We start from the raw sequence: 18599 nt of genomic DNA on the forward strand, positions 1-18599 counted from the left end.
GCCCGAGTTAGCCACATCGTGCCGCGATTGGCGACAGGGCGATGTCTTCCGTAACGCCAACACGTTTGTGTTCGATCACAACTGGTCACCACAATTGGTTCGAACGACGCATGGCGCTGTCGTCGTCAGCCAACCATGCGACGCATCGCTGCCTCACCGGGAGCGCATTCAGATTGCGCCGCTTGTGCAGTTAGCGGATGCCGACGATGCGCGTGAGGCAGCATCGGGAGAACGTACCCAGTACGTGGCCGTACCGAGATTCGGCCCAGATTTTTTCGTCGACCTCGACGGCATCACCACTGTCGCGAAGACCGCTCTCGTCTCATGCGAGCGCGTCGCAGGCGTTGAATCAGACGATGAGGTCCGCGTGTTTGCATTCCCGGTCTCCCGCCGTTATGGACGCTTCGCATTCCCAGACGAAGTAGTAAAGTGCCTGCATCCGCTCAGAGAGGCTCTAAAAGCTAAGGCGCGCAAGGAACAATCACCGCTCGGACAGGCACTTGCCAGTGTTCACTCAATCAGGGTGCAGTGTGAGGATTGGAGGCGTCCGCCGCACGAACTGACCCTCGTCATCATTCTTGAGGCCGACGTGGTCCCTTCAGACCTCGATGACATCGGACAGCCACCGGGTGACCTCGCGGCCCCGACAGAGGCGAATCTGAAGACTCAGATCAACAAGTATGCGACCTACCTCGCCAAGGCCGATCGCAGTCAGGTCGAGCGGTACTTCGCTTGGCACTACCTCGCCGAGATTTGGGCCCGACAATGCGAGGCAGCTGCGCGGTCAAAGGGGCTCACTAGCTTCGTAGACTCCGTAACGGCTGAGTTGGCGGCGATCGATGACTTTCCACTTTCGCGGGTCCTGAAAACCGAAAGCTTGGATCTCGACTACTTGTCCGACTCACGCAAGCCAATGGCCTAATAGCGAGCAGATCCAGCGGAAGCCTGGCAGATCGCCACCAACTAGACATGGCCGGATCTCGGCGCACGAAGACGAAATCCCATTACCCCTTGGTGTCCCGTTTCAGATCGGTATCCCGGCTCGGCTGCACCCGTTTCGGCTCGCCCGGCATTTTCGGATAGTTCGGCGGATAGGGCAGGTCACCCAGCCCGCGTTCGTCGTCGGCAGCTGCGAGGTCCAGCAACGGCGTAATCGATTGAGCCACATCGTCCATGCCGGCCCACGGGTCCTCACGACCCGCCACCAGATCGGGCACCGTGGCGATGGTGTAGTCGTCGGGATCCGCACCGGCCAGCTCCTCCCAGGTCAACGGTGTCGAAACGGTGGCAATCGGAGTAGGGCGCACCGAATACGCCGACGCCATGGTGCGGTCGCGGGCATTCTGGTTGAAGTCGACGAAGATTCGCGCGCCCCGCTGTTCTTTCCACCAGGACGTCGTGACCGTGTCCGGTGTGCGCCGCTCCAATTCACGGGCCAGCGCGATGCCCGCCCGGCGCACCTGGATGAAGTCCCAGTCGGTGGCGATCCGGAAAAACACGTGCACTCCGCGTCCCCCGGAAGTCTTCGGGTAGCCGACCAACCCGAGTTCGTCGAGCAGCGGCCGCAGCACGTCGACGGCAACGGAACGGGCCTGGGCGAAACCGGTGCCGGGCTGCGGATCCAGATCGATGCGCAATTCGTCGGGGTGCTCGGTGTCGGGACAGCGAACCTGCCAGGGATGCAGCGTCACGGTAGCCATCTGCGCGGCCCACACGATCGCCGCGGGGTGGGTGACTTTCAGCGCATCGGCGGTGCGTCCCGACGGGAAGGTCACCCGGCAGGTCTGCAGGTAGTCGGGATGGTGCTGGGGCACCCGTTTCTGATAGATCTCCTCGCCGTCGATGCCGTCCGGGAAGCGCTGCAGATGCGTGGGCCGGTCGCGCAGGGTTGCCAGCATCGGACCCCGGCCCACGGCGAGGTAGTACTCGACGAGCCGGCGCTTGGTGCCGCCGGACCCGAGTTGCGGAAAGTACACCTTGTCCGGATTGGTCAGCCGCACCCGGATGCCGTCGACGTCGACTTCGTCTGCTGCAGCAGTCATAGCTGGACTCCAGCATGCCGCACGACACAATGAACCCATGGACCTGCCCGTCATGCCGCCCGTTTCGCCGATGCTGGCCAAATCCGTCAAGACCATTCCGGCGGACGCGTCGTACGAGCCGAAATGGGACGGCTTCCGGTCCATCTGTTTTCGCGACGGCGACGAGGTCGAGCTGGGCAGCCGCAACGAGCGGCCGATGACCCGCTACTTCCCCGAACTGGTCGCGGCAATCAAGGCCGAACTGCCGGCGCGCTGCGTCGTCGACGGCGAAATCGTCATCGCCACCGACCACGGCCTGGACTTCGAGGCGCTGCAACAGCGCATCCACCCGGCCGATTCGCGGGTACGCATGCTCGCCGAGCACACGCCGGCGTCGTTCATCGCGTTCGACCTGCTGGCTCTCGGTGACGACGACTACACCACCCGTCCGTTCAGCGAGCGCCGGGCGGCGCTGGTCGACGCGTTAACTGTTTCGGGAGCTGTTTCGGGAGCCGCTTCGGGCCCGTCGATTCACGTCACCCCGGCCACCACCGACCTGGCAACCGCGCAGCGCTGGTTCGACGAGTTCGAGGGCGCGGGTCTCGACGGCGTCATCGCCAAGCCGCTCACCATCACCTACCAGCCCGACAAGCGCGTCATGTTCAAGATCAAACATGAACGGACCGCCGACTGCGTGGTGGCCGGTTACCGGGTGCACAAGTCCAGCGGCCCGGAAGATGGGGCGGTCGGCTCGCTGTTGCTGGGGCTCTACCAGCAGGACGGCCAACTCGCTTCGGTGGGTGTGATCGGAGCCTTCCCGATGGCGCAGCGACGGCGGCTCTTCGACGAATTACAGCCGCTGGTAACGACTTTCGACAACCACCCCTGGAACTGGGCGGCCCACGAAGCCGGCGAACGCACCCCGCGCAAGAACGAATTCTCCCGCTGGAACGCCGGCAAAGACCTGTCCTTCGTGCCGCTGCGGCCGGAGCGGGTCGTCGAAGTCCGCTACGACCACATGGAAGGCGCGCGGTTTCGCCACACCGCCCAGTTCAACCGGTGGCGGCCCGACCGCGATCCACGCTCGTGCACCTACGCCCAACTCGAGCAGCCGGTGTCGTTCCACCTGGACGACATTGTCGCCGGCCTCGGACCTGGCCGAGGCGACGGCTAGCTGGGTACCCTCACCCCGTGGTCCAGGTCGTCATCGCCGGAGCCGGCCCGAACGGGCTGATGCTGGCCTGCGAACTGGGACTGGCCGGGATCCGGCCGGTGGTATTGGACGGCAGTCCCGGCCCTAACCGCCAACCTCGCGCGGCGGGCATTGTCGGCCAAGGGGTCCGGATCTTCGACCACCGCGGCCTGTACAGCACTCTGACCGGGACGGATGAACCCCCGCAACCCGCCCCCGGCTCATTTTTCGCCGGCTTCGCATTCAGTTTCGCGCAGGTGCCTAACCACCAGCTGTACACGCTTCGGGTGGAACAACCCAAGCTCATCGAGGTGCTGGTAACCGCCGCCCAGAAATACGGCGTCGACTTTCGCTGGGGTCACGCGTTGACCGGCTTCGATCAGGGCGACGACGGCGTCACCATCAACGTCGCCGCCCCGGACGGCCCCTATGAGCTGTCGGCCGAATACCTGATCGGCGCCGACGGCGGCTCGAGTATCACCCGCAAGCTGGCCGGCATCGACTTTCCCGGGATGTCGTCGTACGACGTGATCGAACATGTGACGTTCGGGGTGCTGCCGCCGCTTGACTGGGTGGATCCGGTGAACGGGGCGCTGAACGTACCGGGATTCGGTGCCGTCCCGGCCAGGCAGTACTTTCGCACCGCCCACGGCATCTTCGGGTGGGGCCTGCAACTGACAGACCGGCCGGGAGCATTCACCATCGAGTTGGATAGCGCGCCGCGCCAACAACCCGACGCCACCGACAGCGACACCGAGCCCATGTCCGTTGCCGAGCAGGAGGCCAGCATCAAACGCGTGCTGGGGGCGGCTGTACCGCTCCAGCCCGAATCCACCGGCGCACCACCGGATTTGCGGCGTTACCGCGGCGTGAACTCAAGGATCGCATCGCAATACCGCGCCGGCCGGGTCCTGCTGGTCGGCGATGCCGCGCACGTCCAGCCCCCGCTCGGGGGACCAGGCCTCAATTTGGGTTTGCAGGATGCGATGAACCTCGGCTGGAAGCTGGCCGCGGTGCTCGACGGCCGGGTCGGCCCCGAGCTACTCGACACCTACGAGGCCGAGCGGCGGCCCGCCGCCGAGCGGGTGATCATGTACAGTCGCGCCCAGCTGGCCCTCATCCGGCCCGGGGCCGAAGTCACTGCGTTACGGGAAATCTTTGCCGAAATGCTGGCGCAGCCCGATGTGGTTCGTTACCTCGGTGACCTGGTGTCGGGCGCCGATATTCGCTATGCCGCGGGTCCGGATGACCATCCCCTCGTCGGGCGGTGGGTACCGGATTTTGCCGTCGCCAACTCGCGCGGAACCACCCGCGTTGCCGAGCTCGCACGCGACGGGAGGCCGTTGCTGGTGGACCTCACCGGGCAAGGCGTGGTGGAGGAAGCGGCGGCCGGCATTGCGAGCCGGATCACCGTCGCCGCGGGACGCCCCGTCGGAGACGTGCCGGCAACGGCGCTGCTGGTGCGTCCGGACGGTTATGTGGCCTGGGCGTCCGCGGCGCCCACACCTAACATCGCCGACCTCGACGGCGAGCTCAACCGCTGGTTCGGCGTCACCTTGACCTGATCTCAACAACCGCCGATCCCCCGGATGGGGGACCCCGTTTGTCCGCCGTTCGCGCTACCCGGAATTCGTCGTAAGGAACCCCCGATCAGGGGACAACGCATGTCGCCGGAATAGGGCATCGTTGCAAGGCTGGGCATTTTCCGCACGGCAGGTGAATCGCGATAAGGAGATACCTGATGAGCCATGAAGCCCTTTTCCACGAGGTGGACGCCGCATACGCGTGGGCTGTCTTTGTGGTCGACGACATCGATTCGTAAGCACCGTGTCGGCTCTCGGGCCGACTAGATCGGAGGTCAAGTCCCGAGACGCGGTGTAGCAACGCTCGATCGCCCGACCCTCTGGGCGGGCAGTTCCGGCGGTGCGAGATCCGCCTTTATCGCTACACCGCGTCCCCGGGCGCAGCCCTGCGCGGCGCGCCCGCAAATTCGAACGTCCGGATTCAGCTATTCGGCGCCCTTAAGATGTCGAGATGCTGCACGTATCGTCATTGTTCGTTGCCGGCACCGCCACGCTAGACGAATACGGCGCGATCAATGCGACGCGCATCCCGATGACCTGGTTTCAGGTCGACCAAATGCCGCTCTGGGCAAAAGTACCCGTAGTTCTGGTGGTGCATGCGAAAGCAGGCGGGGACTACGACCCGGAACTGCACGTCGTGTGCAAGGACCCCGCCGGGGTGCCGCGCGGAACCCTCAAAGCCAGTTGGCACTGGCCGGACGACGACGATAAGGCATCGAAGTACCGGTGCTTTACCCAAGAACTCTCCTTCCCGATCGAGACCGCGGGTGAGTACACCATCGGCGCCTACTATGACGAGCAAGGCAAATTCGAGATCTCCACACCAATACCGATCTCCATCATTGTGGCCCCCCAGACTCCTCCCGGTGGGGAGGGCGAAAAGGCTGCGAACGAGGACAGCGGCTAGGCCGACCGCTGGTCGGCTAAGCGTGGGAAGTCTTGCGGGCTACCGGGGTTACGTATCGTGTTCGTCGTCTTCGTCTGCGTGGAGCAGTTTTTCGGGGTGATGCATGTTGGTGCGGGGTTGGCCCGTTGATCCAGACGAGTCGAGGTGGGGTGGGGGTGTCCATTCGGTGTCGCCGTGGGTGTTTTTGCGGGTGCTCCAGCCTTTGTCGGCTAACGGGTGGTGGCCGCCGCAGGCGAAGGTGAGTCGGTTGACGTCGGTGCTGGGGGATTGGGCGTAGGGGATGACGTGGTGGATCGATTCGCTGCCCCGGCGCGGCCAGCCGTTTGCTGTGATACAGCGCCAATGCCTTGCCGCCGTCGAAAACCGCCAGATAGTGGCGGGCGTGGCGGGCCAGCCGAATCACATCGCTCATCGGCAGCAGGGTGCCGCCGCCGGTGAGTCCTTGTCCGGCAGCGGCTTCCAGTTCGGCCAGCGTGGTGGTCACGATGATCGTCGCGGGTAAGCCGTTGTGCTGACCCAACTCTCCGGACGCCAGCAGGGCGCGCAGCCCGGCCAGCAGCCCGTCATGAGAGCGTTGGGCCGCTGAGCGGGTGTCGGTGTCGATGGCGGCCTGACTGGGACTGCCGTCCACACCGGGGGTTTCGGATTCGGGGTTGCACATGCCCGGGGCGGCCAGCTTGGCCAGCACCGCTTCCAGGGTGGCGCGCCGCTCGGGGTGATCAGCGCGCGCAGCTCCGACATGCCATCGGCTTGCTGGCTGCCCAACATCAGAGCGCGCCGCCGCGCCCGGTCCTCGTCGCGGTAGGTGCCGTCGGGGTTGAGGCAATCAGCGATCGTGGCGGCCAGCCCGGATAGTTGTTCGGGGCGAACCTGGCCGCCTTGGCGGGCCAGCTGAGCTTCGGCGCGCTCGCGGGTGGCTTGATCGACCCAGCCCGGCAACTGCCGGCAAAAGCGTCGGATCACCGCGATGTGCTCGGCGCCGATCGTGCCGTCGCATTGGGCGGCGGCGGCCCCGGCCAGTACCGGGGCGATCGGTTCCCCGGTCAATCCGCGCCGCGGCCCCAGATCGGCGGCGGCGTTGCTGCGCCGGCTGGCCTCGGTGCGGCTGGTCAGCGCCCACTCGGCGATGGCATGCGACAGCTTGCCGCCTAGTTCTTCGGCGCTGGCCTGGCGGGCCAGGTTGTTGATCAGCTGGTGCTCAGCCACCGGCAGGCGTCGGCGCACCTTTTCACAGCGCCCCAGCAGCACCAACCACTCCGGAGTCGTCAACGCATCAAAGTCCAGACCCACCAACCTATCCACCGCGCCGTCGAGTGCATCAAAGACCGCCGTAACTGTCTGCCGATCCACGACACCGCCCGAGCCCATACCCGCAATCTATCGACCGACACCGACAGGAAACCGGCAGAAAGTGACTGCCAAACAACCGATTTCACATGTTCACTCGTGGCGAACAGCCACCCGCTGTGCTGGTGCCAAAGCGGGCGCCGACCCACATCACCCAAAGTGACCAGACCCGCACCCAACGGCTCGACGACTGACTAGATCACGACGGACAACGTCTGCAACCCGCGAAGCGTAACGTTCGTTTTGTACTGTGGCTCACCGGCCAACCTGGCGTCGGGGAATCGCGCGGTGATCGCCGACAACGCCACACCGGCTTCCAACCGCGCCAGCGGGGCGCCCAGGCAGTAATGCGCTCCATAGCCAAAACCCAAGTGCCGCAAGGGCACACGATCCGGGTCGAAGGTGTCTGGTCGGTCGTACTCGGCGGGATCGCGATGCGCCGCGGCCAGCAGCAACATCATCGTGTCACCCTTAGCGACCGAGATGTCCCCAATCGCCATGTCATCGCCGGCAATTCGGCCGACCAGTTGCACCGGCGGGTCGTAGCGCATGGTCTCCTCGATGACCGCCGGTGCCCGGGCAGCGTCGGCTCCCAGCGCAACCCAGTGCCGACGGTCTCGCAGCATCGCCAAGATGGCGTTGCCGATCAAGTTCACCGTGGTCTCGTGTCCGGCGACCAGCAGCAGCATGCAGGTGGACACGATCTCCTCCTGGGTCAACTGATCGCCGGACTCCTCTACCGCGATAAGGCCGGACATCAAATCGTCGCCCGGCTGCGACCGCCGCCTTGCGATCAGCCCGCGCAGATACTCGCGTAGCCAGGTGCCGGCCGCCAGCCGGTCGGAGAAGTCCTCGGAATGCTGGCCGGTGAAGGTGAGAAAGGGGTCCAGCGACTGCGCCAGCAATGCCGATGCCCGGCTGAACTGTGGCTCGTCTTCCAGCGGCACCCCGAGCAGCCGGCAGATCACCGCCACCGGCAGTGGATAGGCGAAGTCGCCGACCACGTCGAAACGGCCCTTCTCGGCGATCCCGCCCAGCAAGCCGTCCACCAGCGCACCGATGTCGGGTCGCAGTGCGTTCACCACCTTCGGAGCGAAGGCCTTACTGACCAGCTTGCGCAGTCGGGTGTGATCGGGTGGATCGAGAAACAAGAATCCGGGTGGGATTTCGGGGTCCGGAGCCGGGGCATTCTGCGCCTGCCGCCGGGCGATCGTCGACTTGGACCGGTCGCTGCTCGACGACGGGTGCCGCAGCACCTCGTCGCAGTCGTGATAGCTCGAGAAAAGTACAAAGTTGGCCTCCGGCAGCTGCAGCGGCCCGTGCTCACGAAGCTGCGCGCACACCGGATATGGGTTGGCCCGGATCGCCGGGTCCAGCAGTTGCAGCAGCAATGCCTGCGGTTCGGCGTATTCGGTGGGCTCCATGGGCCGTGTCGTCATGCTGACATTGTGCCCGCGCGTCGAGTGTGCCCCGGTCAAAGTAGATGGCCGCGGCCACGCTGCCGCGTAGCATCTGCGACATGGCGGTGCCGCGCTTCTGCCGGTTGGTATTCGTTATCGGGTTGCTGCTTTCGGTAACCATGGCCACCACGGTGCTGGCCGCGCCGGGCCGTGCCTGCGCATGCGGCGCGGCAATCGCTCCGGGTGGTGCCCGGGCCACCATGAACCATGAAGTGGCACTGGTGCATTGGGACGGGGCAACCGAGACCATCGTCATGCAGCTCGCAATGGACGCCACCACCGATAACGTCGCCCTGGTGGTACCTACCCCCGCCCCGGCCTCCGTCGCCGCGGCGGACAAGGCAACCTTCGTGGAGTTGGACGCGTTGACGGCCCCACAGGTCCAGCACAAGCGCCGCTGGATCCTCGGGATAGGGATGGTCGGCTCTGCACCGCGCGAAGGGGCCGCGACAGCCCACGCCCCGGATGTCGTCAGCCAGGTACGCCTCGGACCACTGGAGGCCACCACCCTGGCCGGCGGCGACCTGGCCGGCCTGCAGAACTGGCTGGCCGGCAACGGCTATGCCATCCGGCCGGCGGTGGCAGCGGCACTCGATCCCTATGTGCGCGACGGCTGGGCGTTCGTCGCGATCCGGCTGACGAGCACGGCGCCAATTGTGGGCGGACTCGATCCGGTGCGGATGACCTTCCCTGCACCGCAATTGGTTTATCCGATGCGGCTCTCCGTGGCCGCGCTGGACCCACAGCACGTCGTCGTCTACACCCTGTCCGAGCATCGCCAGCAACGCACGGATGCCGACAGATCCAGGCAATTCACCCAGGTCCAGTTCGCGGGCACGGTCGCCGGCCAGGTTCGGGACCCGGTGCTGCGGGAACTGGCCGGCAACCACGGGTCATATCTGACCAAGACGCAGGTCGACGTGTACCAAACGTCGCAAATCTCTTCGGATTTCACGTTCGGCAACGCAGCCAACGACGACGCTTACCGGCAAGTGGTCGTCGTCTACGACAATGTCGCCATCCCGATCGTGGTGATCCTGTTCGTCGGATTCCTCGTGGTCGTCCTGGCGACGGCGGTGGTTTTGTTCGTGGTCCTCCGGCGACGCGGGCTTGGTCAGCGGCGCAGAAATTTCACGATGTAGTCGGCCAGCTCTTCGCCGGCGTCCTCTTGCAGGAAATGTCCGGCGCCGCGCACCACCGGGTGATCGACGCCCTGCGCACCGCGCATTTCACGCTTGAAGATCTCGGCCATCGGACCGGTGATGGGGTCGCTGTCGCTGAACGCCACCAGCATGGGCGTCGGACTCACACACAGTTTCGTCCAGGCCGTCTTGTTCGCCGCTGCCGCCGGGTCGTCCGGAGAGGTTGGCACCAAGCCGGGCATGGCGCGCGGGCCGGCGCAGTAGGCGTCGTCGGGAAATGGAGCATCATAGCCGGCACGCACCGTGTCGCTCATCTGCCGCCGGCATCCCCCCTGCACGAACCAGCCGATGTCCAGCTTCGGCGCGGTCTGGATCGCTTCCCGGAAACGCCACCAGATCTCGGCCATCGGCTGATCCCCGTTGGGCAGTCCGGTGTTGGCAACTACCAGCCGCGCGAAGCGCTCGGGATGTTCGGCGGCCAGCCGCAATCCGATCAGGCCGCCCCAGTCCTGTCCGACCAGCGTGACGTTGCGCAGGTCCAGCACGTCGAAAGCCAGGGCACGCATCCACTCGACGTGACGCGCATAGCTGTGGTCTTCGCGACGGGTCGGCTTATCCGAACGGCCGAAACCGACCAGGTCCGGGCAGATGACACGATGGCCCGCGGCGGCCAGGACCGGAATCATCTTGCGATACAGATAGGACCACGACGGCTCACCATGCAGCATCAGCACGGGGTCGGCGCGGTCCGGCCCGTCTTGCACCCAGGCCACCCGCAGCGTCCCGCCCTCGTCGTCGGGCAACTCGCAATACCTTGGCGCGTAAGGAAAGTCAGGGAGGTCGTCGAACCGCTCATCGGGTGTGCGCAAGGTCTGCATCATGCGACCATACGCCGTCACGAACCCTCGCTTAAGCCCGCCACCGACGGCTGTGCCATCAGCCGATCCAGGAACGTCCGCTGCCCCTTGAGCAGCTTGGTACGCGCCAGCGCCACCGGAAACCAGCCGACCCGGTCGACCTCCGGGAACGACCGCACCGTGCCGGACCCCTTCGGCCACTCCAGCTCGAAGGTATTGCTGCGCACGTCGGTGACGTCGAGGTCGGCTTCGACGGCGAAGACGGTGACCACTTTGCCGCTCGGTTGTTTCACCACGCCCAGGTCTATTCGCGGCCCGTCGGGAACCGGTAACCCCAGCTCCTCGGTGAACTCCCGCCGGGCCGCCGGCCAGGGGTCTTCGCCGTCGGGGTATTCACCTTTCGGAATCGACCATGCCCCATCGTCTTTGCGCGCCCAGAACGGGCCACCGGGATGCGCGATGAGGACGTCGACGACGCCGGCCGGAGCTCGATACAGCAGCAAACCGGCGCTGAGTCTGGGCATCCGGGTGATCCTCAGACTCCGACGGCCTGCTCCAGATCCTTCAGCGACGATTCCAGGTGGAGCAGCAGCCGCTGCAGGTGCGGCACGCTGCGACGGCAACCGACCAGTCCGAAGTCGAGATTGCCCGCGTTGTTCACCAGGGTGATGTTCAGCGCTTGGCCGTCGGGGATGTTGGACATCGGGTAGCTGCCGTCGAGCCGGGCGCCGCCGTAGTACAGCGGCTCGGTGCCGCCCGGCACGTTGGAGATGACGATGTTGAACGGCGGCGGCACCGTCGACAGGAAGCCCGGTATACCCGCCAACGTCAACGGCGCCATGTGTAGCGCGGACAGCGCGAGCACCTGCAGTTGCGGCAACTCGGCGAGCACCTTCTTGTTGGCGCGCATCGACTCGCTGATGATCTTGATCCGCTCCGCGGGATCCTCCACATGAGTGCCCAGGTTGCACAGTAGGCTGCCGACCTTGTTGCCGCCGCCGTCGGAATCGTCTTTGGAGCGCAGGCTCACCGGGACCATCGCGATCAGCGGAGTGCCGGGCAACGCGTCCTGTTCGATCAGGTAATACCGCAGCGCGCCGGCGCACATCGCCAGGACGGCGTCGTTGACGGTGACCCCGGCTGCCTGCTTGACGGCCTTGACGCGCTCCAGCGACCAGGATTGCGCGGCGCACCGGCGCGCTCCGCCGATCTTGACGTTGAACATGGTGTGCGGCGCCGCGAACGGCAGCGTCAGCTGCTGCTGGAACAGGGCGGCACGAGCCAGCTTGAAGGTCGAAGGGCCAAGTCCCACAACCGATCCCGCCAGCTTGAACAGCGAGCTCAGCGGCGACGACGATGCGCCGGACGGCGGGCGCGACGCCCGGGGCAGGTTCCACATCGCGCGTACCTGGGTGTCGTCCGGATCGGCCGACAGGGTGCGCTGCATCAGCTTCATTGCGGAGACACCGTCGATCAGGGCATGGTGCATCTTGGTGTACATCGCGAACCGGCCGTCGTTGAGCCCCTCCACCACATACAGTTCCCACAGCGGGCGATGCCGGTCGAGCAGGCTGGTGTGCAGCCTCGAGGTCAGCTCCAGCAGGTCGCGTACCCGCCCCGGCGACGGCAGGGCGGAGCGGCGGACGTGGTAGTCCATGTCGACCTCGTCGTCGTAAGCCCATGCCAAACGGGCGATTCCACCCCCGATCGTCGCGGGGTGTTTACGGAACGTGGGCTGGAATTCCTCGTTGGCAACCAGAGCGTCGTAGAACTGCCGCACGAACTCCGGACCCGCCCCCTGCGGCGGCTCGAACAACGACAGGCCGCCCACGTGCATGGGATGCTCCCGCGATTCGGCGAACAGGAACATCGAGTCGTTGGGCATCATCAATTCCATGCACCAATTAAAGCGCGTTGAACAACTTTGTCGCCTGTTCAGCACCGCCCTAGGGCCGCAACGGGCGGTTATCCAGCAGACGTGCTCGTGGTCATCGTCCCAGTTGAACCGCAAAGTGGTTTGCGGATGCGGGTCACCCGAGGTTCTGGTAGACCTTACGCACCACGGTCTGTGCTCGACGTGAGGAGATGGAATGGGCGCAGAACTAGTGCCGCTGGGCGCGGTGGCGGCGACAGCATGGCGGGTCTCGGAAGATCTCGTTGACACCGTCCGCAACACACCCCATCCGCGCCCCGTCCGGCTGGCCGCCGAACCGCAGAACCTGTTGATCGATCTTTCCCGAACCGGGATTGTGGTCATCGATATGCAGAACGATTTCTGCGCAAAAGGTGGCTGGCTCGACCACATTGGCGTTGACATCGCGCCGGTCCGCAAACCCATCAGTCCCCTCCGTAGCCTGCTGCCCGCATTGCGGGACTCCGGTGTGCCAGTCGTATGGGTGAACTGGGGCAATCGGCCGGACCGGCTGAATCTGAGTCCATCGCTGTTGCATGCCTTCAACCCAGCCGGCACAGGCGTCGGCATTGGTGATCCGCTGCCGCACGCCGGCGCACGTGTTCTACAACGCGACAGTTGGGCTGCCGCGATCGTCGACGAACTTCAGCCGGCAGCGGCCGACATACGCGTGGACAAATACCGGATGAGTGGCTTCTGGGACACTGCATTAGACAGCATCCTGCGAAATCTCGGCCTGACCACACTGCTGTTCGGTGGTGTCAACACTGATCAGTGCGTGATGACCACACTGCAGGACGCCAACTTCCTTGGCTACGACTGCATCCTGGTCACCGACTGCACGGCAACCAGTTCGCCGCAATATTGCTGGGAGGCAACGCTTTACAACGTGAAGCAGTGCTTTGGATTTGTCACCGGCAGTGCCGCGCTGCATCGGGCGCTCAGCTACAGCTAGATCACCGGATCGCTCAAGACAACGGCAGCGACTTGGCCGTCCCTGCCGCAAGGCTGATCATTCCAAGGCCCGCACAGGGGGCGCCGCGCCGTCAGAACATCGCCGCAGAGCCGACTTCCGGGTGGCGGCGCATGAAATCCACGAGCCGGTCGACGTAGCCGGTGAACGGCGGGGGCCCGACCGGGCCGTCGGCGAGGTCGGCGCGGCAATGGTCGGTCAAATAGAAAGTGGGATGGGCGAAATAGTCGACCGCCTCGGGCGGGATCCGCAGCAACCGGTAGAGCCCGGGAACATGCGCCAACGAGCCCTTCGCCAGCTTGCGGGGTAGCGGAATCTTGACCAGCTGCCGGCCGGTCACCCGGGCCAGCACGTCGGTCATCTCCTCGACCGTGAGTGGTTGGGGATCGGCCAGGTGATAGGTGCGGCCCTCGGAAATGGCCAGCCCACTCAAATAACTCACCGCGTCAACGACGAAGTCACGCGGGACCACGTTCACCCGCGTCATGGTGGGATCTCCCGCCACCGGCAGGATCGCGTGCCGGGGCTGCCGCAACAGCCACTGCATGACGAAGTAGGGCCCGTCGAACTTCTGCGTCTCACCCGTTCGGCTGTCACCGACCACGATCGAGGGCCGATAGATGGTCGCCGGCATTCCGGCCGACATCCGCCATCTCACGTCCGCCTCGGCGAGATGCTTGGTCTCCTCGTAATAGTTGTTGAACGGCGCACCCACTTCCAGGTCGTCCTCGCCGAACGGGCCGGCGTAACGTCCGCTGACGTAGCAGGTGCTGAAGTAGTGCAACCGGGTCAGGCTGGGACACTGATCAAGTGCGTCAAGGACGTTGCGGGTGCCGTCGACGTTGATCCGGACCGCCGCCTCGCGAGCGACCGCCAGATCGTATGCGGCGGCCAGATGCCACGCCTCGGTGACTTCGCTCAGTGCGCCCGCGGCGAGTCCGAGCCCGGGTTGGGTGATGTCGCCCTCGACCAGCTCGATCCGCCCGCTCACCGACGGTTCGGCAGCGCTGAGTTCGGCCACGCGGCACTTGGCCAGCGTGGCGAATTTGGACTGCACGAGACAGATTGCCGTGCTGTCCGTGCGTTTGAGGATGCGCGGTAGTAACGCACTGCCGAGAAAGCCGGGGAACCCGGTCATCAATACGGTCATCGCCACACTCCTGCCCGCTTGTGCGATGTCGTGGTTTAGACCAGACGCTACCGATTCGCGGAGTTGCCGACGGGGGACTTTAGACCTCGCAACCGCAGCCATTGGTCCTCGGTCAGAGCACCGGGGCGGGAGGATAATCGAGTCACCGGCACTTCGACTACTGATGGGCAGAAGACGTGAACGGCAAGGAGATTGATGACTCCGAGATGGCCAAGTGGGATCCGGCCTTCACCAAGGCGTTGATCGGCACGGTCACCCCGCTCATCAAGCGCTGGTTCCGCGCCGAAGTGCGCGGCCTGGAATCGTTTCCCCCGACCGGTGGCGTTCTGCTGGTGTCCAACCACTCCGGCGGGGTGTTGACGCCCGACTGGAACGTGCTTGCGCCCGCCTTCTACGGCAGGTTCGGCTACGGGCGTCCGCTGTACACCCTTGCCCACTATGGGGTTTTCTTCACCCCGTTCCGCGCGGCGCTGGGCCGCCTCGGCGTCATTCACGCCAGTCGGGACAACGCGGTCAAGGCGTTGCGTTCGGGTGCGGTCGTGCTGGCATTTCCCGGCGGTGACTACGACGCATTCCGGCCGACGTTGGCGCAGAACGTCATCGACTTCGGCGGTCGCACCGGATACGTCAGGACGGCCATGCAGGCCGGCGTACCGATCGTGCCCGCGGTCTCCATCGGGGGCCAGGAGACCCAACTCTTCGTCACCCGCGGCAACTGGCTGGCAAAGCACTTGGGGTTCAAACGAATTCGCATCGAGATCCTGCCGGTCACCATCGGCCTACCGTTCGGCTTGACGGTGTTCTTCCCGGCCAATATGCCGCTGCCCGCCAAAATCATCTACCAGGTGCTGGAGCCGATCGACGTCGCCGCCCAATTCGGCGAGGACGCCGAGGCGGCGGAGGTCGACGCCAGTGTGCGTTCGGTGATGCAAGCCGCGCTCGACGAACTGGGCCACCGGCGCCGAGTCCCCTTACTGGGCTGATCGATTGCCGGCCGGCCCCGGAACAGTATTCGAGGGGACAAAAGTCCTCAACTTGAGAACTTTTCTTTCAAACCGAGCCGCGACGGCGTTACTATTCGCCCGTGTCACACTAGTTGACCCACGATTGGTGAGGGGGCGCTAATGCGTCGAGGACTCGCAATAGCAGCCGTTGGGATAGGGTTCGCCAGCGCCGGGTTCATGGGTAGTCCGCCGGCGCAAGCCGACGATCCGCCCTACCACATCCTGAGTGCCCAGGATCTGTGCAACCTGGTGTGGCCAAGCTCGGAGGCGATGCCGGACCCGGCCAAACAGCCACCCGCCGTTGGGCTCATCTGCGTACGGCAGGGCGGGGCGTTGCTCCGACTGGCCAGGGACATGCCGGCCATTTTCTCCAATTCGTTCACCCTGGAACCGGGCAAGGCTCCGGAATTGCCGAAGGGTTCGGTGCGCGTCAACCCGAATGATCCGCTCAGCGACTGGATCATTCCGGACTGCTACGTCCCGGACCGCATCGACTGCAATCCGAACGCGCCCGGGCACCGCTGAATTACGGAGCGCATTCCGGTCGGGTAGCAGCCGAAAGGTCAGCCACCCGACCGGTCAGCCGTGACGCAATGGCGCCAATTCGGTACCCGCCCGATGCCGGATCAACCGCACGGCGAAGCCCGTCCACAATCGCCGAGCGGGCAATGTCTGCATAAGCAATAGTTACCTTGGTTCCGCGAATACGAAACCCAGGTAACTATTGCAAAGTCACAGAATTCTCTAGTGGGCCGAGGAAAGCTCGTTCGGGCAGTAAATACTCTCGGCAAGCTGAGCGAACTGGGTGTCCTGTAATGACGTGGCGTTGGCACGGTCGGTCTGAGCCGTGAACAGCAATGCCTCCGCCTCGGTGTGTCCCTGGTTCAGGTACAGACACATGGCTGTGGCCCGACCGATCGCCAAGTAGGGGTTCACGTAGGGGATTCCGGCCTTGTCGAGCTGCTGGATGAAAGTGGAGTCAGCGGTGGAGTCGGCGTACGCCGGCCCCGCGCCAGCTCCTGCACCTGCCACAATGGCCCCGACAGCCAACCCGGCAGCAGCCAGCATTGAGAACTTAACCATGGTCTTTCCATTCATGAGGGGTACTTAACTCGAATCGTACGCCGCTAATACCGGTAGGGGTACCCGGAATTTGAACAAAATCGCCTTCAAAACCCGAACACACCGTGAGTAGTCAACGCCGCAACGATTCGCTTGATCTATACATCGCTGCTGCGCGCGAATTTATTCCGGGTGATGCCGGCCTTGAGCGTCCGGTGCCCTGTCCGGTCCCCTCGGGAACCGTCGGGAACCGTCGGGAACCGTCGGGAACCGTCGGGAACCAGCTATTTGACGCCCGGTAGCCGGCGCAGCACCCGCAACCCGCCGCTCATGAGGCGTGCGTAGTGGTCGGCGCGCATCCAGGACGGCACGCCGACCGGCAGCCCGCGTTCGATGGCGATGGTTTGCGGTTCGGTGTATTTCAGGATTCCCTGCGCGCCGTGACGACGCCCCAGCCCCGAGGCCTTCATGCCGCCCATCGGCGCGTCGACAGATGCCCACGCGGCGGCGTACCCCTCGTTGATGTTGACCGTTCCGGCCTGCAATCGGGTGGCCACGGCACGTCCGCGCTTGGGATCGGAGGTCCACACGCTGAAGTTCAAGCCGTACAGACTGTCGTTCGCCTTTTCCACGGCTTCCTGCTCGCTGTGCACGCGATACAGCGAGACGACCGGGCCGAAGGTCTCGTCGGCGAACGCCGCCATGCCCTCGCGCACGCCGCTGAGAATGGTCGGCTCGTAGAAATAGGGGCCGATGTCGGGACGCGGCCTGCCGCCGGCGAGCACGGTCGCGCCGTGGTTCACCGCGTCGTCGACGTGGTGGCTTACGGTGTCGAGCTGTGTTTGGCTGATCAGCGAACCCATGTCAGCTGAATAGTCAAGTGCGGCAGACAGTTTGATTGCCGTGGTGGCGGCCACGAAGCGTTCGGTGAACTCGTCCCACAGGGCGTCGGGTACGTAGATGCGTTCCACCGAGATACATAACTGGCCCGCGTTGGAGAATGCCGCCCGTACCGCACCGACCGCGGCCTTGCCGACATCGGCGTCGTCGAGGACCAGCAGCGCGTTCTTGCCGCCCAGTTCCATCGAGCAGTCGATCAGCCGCTTGCCCGCCTGGGCGGCGACCGTGCGGCCGGTGTCGGTGGAACCGGTGAACATCACGTAGTCGGACTGCTCGATGATCGGTGCGCCCAGCTCCGATCCTGATCCCGTGACACTCTGCACCAGCCCCTGCGGCATGCCCGCCTCTTCGAGCAGCCGCACCGCCCAGAGGGCCGAGAACGGCGTCTGGCTATCGGGCTTGGCCAATACGGCATTACCGGCGACGATCGCCGGCAGCGCATCGCTGATCCCCAGGGTTAGCGGATAGTTCCACGGCGAAATGATCCCGACCACGCCCTTCGGCAGCCGGTGTTCCCACACCTCGGTCAGGGCCAGCAGCACCCCTTGGCGGCGCTTGGGGCACAGGTACTTTTCGGCGGTGTGGGCGTAGTAGCGGGCGGTCAGGCATACGTCGGCGACCTCTTCGAAGGCATGGGCGCGGGCCTTGCCGCTCTCCAACTGGATGATGTCGAGGATCTCGTCCTGATGCCGCAGCACCAGGTCGTGAAAACGCAGCAGGACCTCGGTGCGCTCGGCCAGCGGGCGTTGCGACCAGGCACGTTGGACAGCACGGGCGCGGCCGGCCGCAGCGACGACGTCCTCGGGGGTGCATTGCGGTACGCCGGCGAGCGGCTGTCCGGTCATCGCGTTAGTGACGTCGCGGCGACGGTCACCGTCGGCGGCGTTGACCCGCCGGCTCAGCGCCTGCAGCAACGGCGTGACTTTCGTTGTCTTCAGGTCGGGCATTGCGGTCATCGTGGCACTCCTCGCGGCATCGGGGGTTCATGATTCGACTACCCGCGAAGTGGTCGCGGGACACGGGCCGATGAGCTGCAACTGCGATACCGTCACGCACAGCTGGTAACTAGTGTCGCCGATGTGGCCACGG

At 65.1% G+C, this 18599-nt stretch carries 16 protein-coding genes and 1 pseudogene; 8 read left to right on the top strand and 9 right to left on the bottom strand.

Translation table 11 applies throughout. The annotated features are described in order from the left end of the window. Positions 1–67 precede the first annotated feature (67 nt). Positions 68–922, top strand: a complete 855-nt coding sequence (locus MKAN_RS12980) for a hypothetical protein (protein WP_129111827.1) — start codon at positions 68–70, stop codon at positions 920–922. A gap of 82 nt (positions 923–1004) precedes the next feature. Here the strand turns inward: MKAN_RS12980 and ligD are convergent, their stop codons facing one another. Next, positions 1005–2042, bottom strand: coding sequence for a non-homologous end-joining DNA ligase (gene ligD, locus MKAN_RS12985; RefSeq protein ID WP_023368755.1), 1038 nt, complete (start codon positions 2040–2042; stop codon positions 1005–1007). Positions 2043–2079: 37 nt separating this feature from the next. Between ligD and MKAN_RS12990 the strand changes: the two genes are divergently transcribed. From MKAN_RS12990 to MKAN_RS13000, 3 genes are all read left to right on the top strand, one after another. Beyond that, positions 2080–3195, top strand: a complete 1116-nt coding sequence (locus tag MKAN_RS12990; RefSeq protein WP_023368756.1) for an ATP-dependent DNA ligase — start codon at positions 2080–2082, stop codon at positions 3193–3195. A 17-nt stretch (positions 3196–3212) separates the two neighbouring features. Beyond that, positions 3213–4778: an FAD-dependent monooxygenase gene (locus MKAN_RS12995; RefSeq protein ID WP_023368757.1), complete on the top strand. Its 1566-nt coding sequence runs from the start codon at positions 3213–3215 to the stop codon at positions 4776–4778. 469 nt (positions 4779–5247) lie between these two features. Next, positions 5248–5703: a hypothetical protein gene (locus tag MKAN_RS13000; RefSeq protein ID WP_023368758.1), complete on the top strand. Its 456-nt coding sequence runs from the start codon at positions 5248–5250 to the stop codon at positions 5701–5703. Between the two features lie 48 nt (positions 5704–5751). Here MKAN_RS13000 and MKAN_RS13005 read toward each other — a convergent pair. Continuing rightward, a pseudogene (locus tag MKAN_RS13005) lies at positions 5752–7071 on the bottom strand (13E12 repeat family protein). Between the two features lie 173 nt (positions 7072–7244). Further along, the gene (locus MKAN_RS13010) at positions 7245–8489 is read right to left on the bottom strand and encodes a cytochrome P450 (protein WP_036445746.1); all 1245 of its coding nucleotides are present in this window, start codon (positions 8487–8489) and stop codon (positions 7245–7247) included. 80 nt (positions 8490–8569) lie between these two features. Here MKAN_RS13010 and MKAN_RS13015 point away from each other — a divergent pair, with 80 nt between their 5' ends. Beyond that, positions 8570–9652 carry a DUF2330 domain-containing protein gene (locus MKAN_RS13015; protein WP_042313638.1) on the top strand — a complete coding sequence of 361 codons (1083 nt, stop codon included), beginning with the start codon at positions 8570–8572 and terminating at the stop codon, positions 9650–9652. On the opposite strand, the gene MKAN_RS13020 is transcribed toward MKAN_RS13015, so the two are convergent. Genes MKAN_RS13020 through MKAN_RS13030 form a run of 3 tightly spaced genes read right to left on the bottom strand, consistent with a single transcriptional unit; the run spans position 9625 to position 12406 of the window. Continuing rightward, positions 9625–10530: a haloalkane dehalogenase gene (locus tag MKAN_RS13020; RefSeq protein ID WP_036445753.1), complete on the bottom strand. Its 906-nt coding sequence runs from the start codon at positions 10528–10530 to the stop codon at positions 9625–9627. The genes MKAN_RS13015 and MKAN_RS13020 overlap by 28 nt on opposite strands. A 17-nt stretch (positions 10531–10547) precedes the next feature. Next, positions 10548–11033 carry an NUDIX hydrolase gene (locus tag MKAN_RS13025; RefSeq protein WP_023368765.1) on the bottom strand — a complete coding sequence of 162 codons (486 nt, stop codon included), beginning with the start codon at positions 11031–11033 and terminating at the stop codon, positions 10548–10550. Between the two features lie 11 nt (positions 11034–11044). Further along, positions 11045–12406 (bottom strand): WS/DGAT/MGAT family O-acyltransferase, encoded by a 1362-nt coding sequence (locus tag MKAN_RS13030; RefSeq protein WP_023368766.1) that lies wholly within the window; start codon positions 12404–12406, stop codon positions 11045–11047. Between the two features lie 208 nt (positions 12407–12614). Here MKAN_RS13030 and MKAN_RS13035 point away from each other — a divergent pair, with 208 nt between their 5' ends. Further along, a complete protein-coding gene (locus MKAN_RS13035; RefSeq protein ID WP_198036511.1) occupies positions 12615–13376 on the top strand; it encodes a cysteine hydrolase family protein in 762 nt (253 codons plus the stop codon). 91 nt (positions 13377–13467) lie between these two features. On the opposite strand, the gene MKAN_RS13040 is transcribed toward MKAN_RS13035, so the two are convergent. Further along, positions 13468–14544, bottom strand: coding sequence for an SDR family oxidoreductase (locus MKAN_RS13040; protein WP_023368768.1), 1077 nt, complete (start codon positions 14542–14544; stop codon positions 13468–13470). Positions 14545–14720: 176 nt separating this feature from the next. Here MKAN_RS13040 and MKAN_RS13045 point away from each other — a divergent pair, with 176 nt between their 5' ends. Then, positions 14721–15527 carry a lysophospholipid acyltransferase family protein gene (locus MKAN_RS13045; protein ID WP_023368769.1) on the top strand — a complete coding sequence of 269 codons (807 nt, stop codon included), beginning with the start codon at positions 14721–14723 and terminating at the stop codon, positions 15525–15527. 198 nt (positions 15528–15725) lie between these two features. Beyond that, a complete protein-coding gene (locus MKAN_RS13050; protein ID WP_023368770.1) occupies positions 15726–16073 on the top strand; it encodes a hypothetical protein in 348 nt (115 codons plus the stop codon). 219 nt (positions 16074–16292) lie between these two features. Here the strand turns inward: MKAN_RS13050 and MKAN_RS13055 are convergent, their stop codons facing one another. Together MKAN_RS13055 and MKAN_RS13060 are read right to left on the bottom strand one after the other, a co-directional pair. Then, a complete protein-coding gene (locus MKAN_RS13055) occupies positions 16293–16631 on the bottom strand; it encodes a DUF732 domain-containing protein (RefSeq protein ID WP_160937888.1) in 339 nt (112 codons plus the stop codon). Between the two features lie 263 nt (positions 16632–16894). After that, positions 16895–18466 (bottom strand): succinic semialdehyde dehydrogenase, encoded by a 1572-nt coding sequence (locus MKAN_RS13060; RefSeq protein WP_023368772.1) that lies wholly within the window; start codon positions 18464–18466, stop codon positions 16895–16897. Positions 18467–18599: the final 133 nt, after the last annotated feature.

It is taken from the genome of Mycobacterium kansasii ATCC 12478 (genome assembly GCF_000157895.3).
GTDB classification, from domain to species: domain Bacteria; phylum Actinomycetota; class Actinomycetes; order Mycobacteriales; family Mycobacteriaceae; genus Mycobacterium; species Mycobacterium kansasii.